Origin of the sequence: Moraxella caviae, from assembly GCF_002014985.1 — a bacterium.
GTDB lineage: Bacteria > Pseudomonadota > Gammaproteobacteria > Pseudomonadales > Moraxellaceae > Moraxella > Moraxella caviae.
The window spans coordinates 1-3,634 of the sequence record NZ_MUXU01000114.1 but is presented as its reverse complement, the minus strand read 5'-3'; the positions used below and the strand labels follow the sequence as shown (position 1 = coordinate 3,634).

Sequence of the window (3,634 nt, the reverse complement as noted above, 5' to 3'; positions counted from 1 at the left end):
TAGGGAGGGGAGTACGTCACATGAGCAATTTACCGATTATGCAAATCTTGACTGTTGGATAAATTTGATGCGTCCGAATTCGGACGCTGATATGCGATACTAAAATTTAAATCCTGTGCATCTTTTAGGGAGCGAGCCAACTTTTCAGATTGGCTGGCTAGGTCGGGTTCATCATCAATTACTGCTTTTACAATGTCATCAATATTCATGTTTTGCATCCATTAAATAAAGCCCACACAATGTGGGCTTTATGCTTATTGACTCTTGGCGTTTTCAAGTGCCAATTCAGCTTTGGCGACCTTTTCAGCCAGTTCTTTTTCTTGAGCAATGCCCTGTTCTTTGAACAGCGAGTTTTGGAATTGCTGATTCATTTGCTGACGCTTTAACAATTTATATTTTAGATGATTAAGCTCATTCTTTTTAGCGGTGATATTTCTGTTAATCGCCGCTTGAGCGGTGTTTGCATTTGTGCAGTTTTCTGTACTTTGCTTGTTTGCTTTGCAAGCTTCCAAGATTTCCATACGCTTAGCTTTGTCAGTCAAAAGATAGTCAGCGGTGTAGGTTTTTTCGCTGCATCCAGCTAACGCAATGAGCGCTGAAGCGGTGATGATTAATTTTTTCATAATAAAATCCTTATGTTTGATTGATTTGATGCGTCCGAATTCGGACACATCCAGTATTTATTCTGCCAACAAGTTATCCAAAAATTTCAGCAATTCTTGTTCTTGTTCGGCGGTCAAGCTTGGCGCTGATAGTTCAACAACAAATTTCTTACCGTTTGATTTGACCTTGCCGATTGGCTTGCCTTCACGCACATACATCTTTTTAACATCAGATGTAGCTGGCGCTTTCATTTCGCTGGTTTGTTCAGCTTCATCTGCATCAGTTGCTGCTTCATTATCATCACCTGATACCACTTCTGACATAATAAAGTCAGTAAGATGTGACTGCTTTAATTCACCTGATTTTAGCATAGTTACCGCTTTTAGCAATATGCCGCCAAACATTCCATCATCAATCGCCAAATCTTTTTTCAAAGATTTGATTTGTTCGGCTGTGTCAGCCGATAAGATGCTTGGGTTATCAGCCAAGTACGCCAAAATGCTTTTTGGTAGCTCACTGAAAGACAACAGCTTGTACAGCTTGGCACGGCTAATGCCTAGTGCTTTTGCTAATTCGGTTTTGTTCTCAAAACTATCTTGGATTTTTTCGATAGCCAAGGCAGTTTCATAGTCGCTTAAATCTTTGCGAGCCAAGTTTTCAGACAGTGCCAGTAGTGCATTTTGCTGGTCAGTGATGTGTACCACGATACATTCAACACTTGTTTTGCCAAGCAGCTGTGTCGCACGAAAACGGCGTTCACCAGCCACAATCTCATAGCCATGTGCAACTTGTCGCACAGTTATTGGCTGCAATAGACCATTTTTATCAATGTTATCTGCCAATTCTTGCAATGCTTCAGCGTCAAAGTCAGTGCGTGGTTGTGCTGGATTTGGGCGGATGTCAGCAATAGCGATGCTTTCCAATCGGCTTGTCTTGTACACATCAAAGCCATCAAAGCCCTTTTCGGCAGCTGCATGAATTTCTAAATTTTCAGCAAGTTTTGCTTTAAGTTGTTGTGCTAGTTTGCTCATTGTTTAATCCTTATTCCAAGCCCAATTCATCAGCGGTGTAGGTTTTTAAGCGTGTTTCGTGTGCGACCCACATTGCCAAACTTTTAAAACGGCGTGTGATTTTTGATGTTGCATCAACTTTGCGCAAGCTTACGCCTAAGATTGCAGCTTTATCAATATTGGTGCTGCTTGGGATTTCCACAGGGATGATATTGCCAATTTTTTTGGCTGCTTCATCCTTCATCATTTGGCAAGTCAGCTGGCGCTTATCATGGCGCATCAATAGCGCACCTAGCAGATTTAGGCTTGGATTGATGTATTTAATTTTTTCGATGTAGGCTTGCAAGTCAGCTACGCCATACATTCCGTACTGCGAACCGCTGAATACAGGGATGATATAGTCAGTAGCACAAGCCAAAGCGTTACCAGTCAATGTGCGTAAGCTTGGCGGTGTATCAATCAAAATCACATCATACACATCCATCAGCGGCTTGATGATGCGACCTAATACTTCTAATGGGCGTGGCTCATTGTCTTTGATTTTATCTTCATCAGTGGTAAGCGCCAGTGATGACGAAATCAAAGATACGCCTTCAATGCTTGTTTCTTCTTGTACTGCTTCAAGTAAACGAGCTGGCGAACCGTCAAGCAACAAATCACGAATCGTCACAGGCAATTCGGATGGATGTTTTAATCCAATATGCGTTGATGCGTTGCCTTGTGGGTCAAGGTCAATCACCAACACGCTAAGCCCAATGTGCGCTAATTCAGCTGCCAAGTGTACCACTGTTGCAGTCTTGCCACAGCCGCCTTTATGATTAGCTACCGTAATAACTTTTGCCATTCTTTCATCCTTACTGTCCGATTCGGACGCTGGTTGTTTATTTCTTGATTGATATAATACAATATACTTGAACGATATACAAGCATATTTTGCTAAAATATGCGAAAAAATGGCTATTTTTGCCAAAAATTACCTAATTTTTGACTGATAAAGCGGTTTTTTTTGAACGATATGTAAATACATGGCAAAGTTATGCGATTAGAGTGTCCGAATTCGGACACAAAAAAGACTGCAAATGCAGTCTTTTTTTAAACGGTTCTGGTCAAATGCAGGTAGGGTCAAAGTCAGAATCTGAAAAAAATCTAAAGTCAAACAAGTAATCGTTTTCAGCTACCGCCACTTCTAAAGCATCTCTTAGTGATGGCAGATGATTTCTAGCTTCCCACAGTCGCCCCCAACCAACAGGCGCAAAATTAGCACCTTTGGCAATCAACGCCCCTAACATCATATTTTCGGTTTGTATCAGTGATAAATAATGCAGTGGGGTTGGTTCTTCAATGAATACTTTGACACAATCAACGACAAAATGCATTGTTGCACCCAAGCTATAATCTTCATCTTGGATATCGTATAAATAGCGTGCTTTGCGTAAGTGCGACAATAGCCATTCAACCTGTCTAGCATTACAAAGCTTATCCCACTCTTGCAGTTCATTATCGGCATCACACATAATCAAATCCTTTTTGACTAAATTTTGTACAGTATATCACTATTGCCATCCCTTTTAATAGTATAATTTTTTTAAGCGAATAATGCTCGTAGCACTGTATTCAAGCAGCCTATGCGGCTGATAATTTGACTTTGGCAAACACTTAAGCGACAAATACTTTCTAAGCAGCCTATGCGGCTGATAATAAATATTGTGTTTGATGGTTTCATCTGTGGTTTTTCTAAGCAGCCTATGCGGCTGATAATAAAAAGCACATTGGGCGAATGTTCAGCGTTGTTTTCTAAGCAGCCTATGCGGCTGATAATGTCAATAATTTTGACAATCTTGTGTATTCGAATTTCTAAGCAGCCTATGCGGCTGATAATAAAAAGCACATTGGGCGAATGTTCAGCGTTGTTTTCTAAGCAGCCTATGCGGCTGATAATGTCAATAATTTTGACAATCTTGTGTATTCGAATTTCTAAGCAGCCTATGCGGCTGATAATTGTTATCCACCCCGCCGTAAAA

General features: G+C 40.8%; 5 protein-coding genes and 1 CRISPR repeat array. All 5 genes read right to left on the bottom strand.

The features are described 5' to 3' along the window. Positions 1-29: 29 nt before the first annotated feature. Positions 30-209 carry a hypothetical protein gene (locus tag B0181_RS11785; RefSeq protein ID WP_115338117.1) on the bottom strand — a complete coding sequence of 60 codons (180 nt, stop codon included), beginning with the start codon at positions 207-209 and terminating at the stop codon, positions 30-32. A 45-nt stretch (positions 210-254) separates the two neighbouring features. After that, complete coding sequence (locus tag B0181_RS11780; protein WP_078277673.1) at positions 255-623, bottom strand: EexN family lipoprotein; 369 nt, start codon at positions 621-623, stop codon at positions 255-257. Positions 624-680: 57 nt separating this feature from the next. Beyond that, positions 681-1,634, bottom strand: coding sequence for a ParB/RepB/Spo0J family partition protein (locus tag B0181_RS11775; protein WP_078277672.1), 954 nt, complete (start codon positions 1,632-1,634; stop codon positions 681-683). A gap of 10 nt (positions 1,635-1,644) precedes the next feature. Continuing rightward, the gene (locus B0181_RS11770) at positions 1,645-2,457 is read right to left on the bottom strand and encodes a ParA family protein (protein ID WP_078277671.1); all 813 of its coding nucleotides are present in this window, start codon (positions 2,455-2,457) and stop codon (positions 1,645-1,647) included. Between the two features lie 262 nt (positions 2,458-2,719). Continuing rightward, complete coding sequence (locus tag B0181_RS11765) at positions 2,720-3,127, bottom strand: hypothetical protein (RefSeq protein WP_078277670.1); 408 nt, start codon at positions 3,125-3,127, stop codon at positions 2,720-2,722. Between the two features lie 97 nt (positions 3,128-3,224). After that, positions 3,225-3,612: a CRISPR direct-repeat array (repeat unit 28 nt; unit sequence TTTCTAAGCAGCCTATGCGGCTGATAAT). Positions 3,613-3,634 lie beyond the last annotated feature (22 nt).